Source organism: Marinicrinis lubricantis (genome assembly GCF_042658665.1).
In the GTDB taxonomy this organism is placed as follows: Bacteria; Bacillota; Bacilli; order Paenibacillales; family KCTC-33676; genus Marinicrinis; species Marinicrinis lubricantis.
This window is the reverse complement of sequence record NZ_JBHSQV010000070.1, coordinates 1-1,199: the sequence shown is the minus strand read 5'-3', so window position 1 is coordinate 1,199 and position 1,199 is coordinate 1. Positions and strand designations below refer to the sequence as shown.

The 1,199-nt window shown below is 42.1% G+C and carries 1 protein-coding gene; it reads right to left on the bottom strand.

From position 1 onward, the window contains the following. Nucleotides 1–396: 396 nt before the first annotated feature. The gene (locus tag ACFPXP_RS08085) at nucleotides 397–1,011 is read right to left on the bottom strand and encodes a hypothetical protein (protein WP_379893727.1); all 615 of its coding nucleotides are present in this window, start codon (nucleotides 1,009–1,011) and stop codon (nucleotides 397–399) included. Nucleotides 1,012–1,199: the final 188 nt, after the last annotated feature.

The following is a 1,199-nucleotide window of genomic DNA, read 5'->3' as shown; positions in this document are numbered from 1 at the left end:
GATCAAACTCTCCAATAAAGTTTGTCTTGCTCATTTCGATGCTAAGCATCATTTGTTCCGAATGGTATTCGGGGTTCCCTTAAGGGAACGTAATAGACTTATTCGCTCGCTGTTCAGTTTTCAAGGAACGATTCATTTCGATATTCCATCAACCGACTCATTTCGCGGTGACAAGAATATATGTTATCAGCTTTCGGCATGATTTGCAACTGTTTCTTTTTTCCAAGTTGCTTTGTTTTTGCTTAACTGTTATATTGCCTCACTGCCTATAAAGTTATACCACGAGATTAGTGTATTTTGCAAGCCGCAAATTGGTTCCAAAATATGTGTGTAAAAAAAGACCTCTGCTATTCGTCTTACAAGAGCAGAGGTCTATTCTCGCCAATACTTCTCATCTTATTCCGAAGGGCTGCTGGTTTCCGTATTCGCAGTCCCTTCATCCGAAGAATCACTTGCGCCGGTCTGCAGCGCTCTTTGCAATGCCTCCTGACCTCGTGTCTCCATCGCCTGCAGTCCATCATCCATTGTTTTCTCCCCAGAGACGATCGCTTCTGTCTCTTCTTGGATAATCATCTGAAACTCAGGGTAAAAATCGTCCGGCAAGTCCTCATAGATTTCATATGGATCCATATCGGAAGGACTCACGTAATAAAAAGCAGCCACGTTTTTGTCACTGCTTTCTTCCATAAATCCTGTGCGCGCGAACAGATGATAAGAAGTCTTGGACAAGATCTTTGCCAGCTCTTCTCCGCTGATAAATTTCACCAACTCCCATGCAGCATCCGGATTTTCCGCTTGTGAATTCAACGAAAACATATCATATACACTGAAATTGCTTGTTGTTTTTAAGTCTTGCGAATTCACGGGCACAGAAGCAATATCCCAGTTAAATTCCCCCGCTTCCGCTTGACTATACGCCGACATATTCTCCAAATTACTTATATAATGATATCCGTTAATGGTTAGTGCCGCTTTACCATCCATAAAAGCATTGGCTTGTGCAAAAGACACATAGTCTATAGCTCCATCTTGCTGCTGAGGCGCTTTATGCAATGCACCGGACTTATATAATTGAGCATTTTGCATAATTCCGTTTTTGAGAAATACGCAACAGAATTCCAGGTCCAGTTGAACCCCTATTTCGACTTAGTTGACTTGAATGGCAAAAAATGGGCAGACCTGCAGAATTTCTGGTGAAT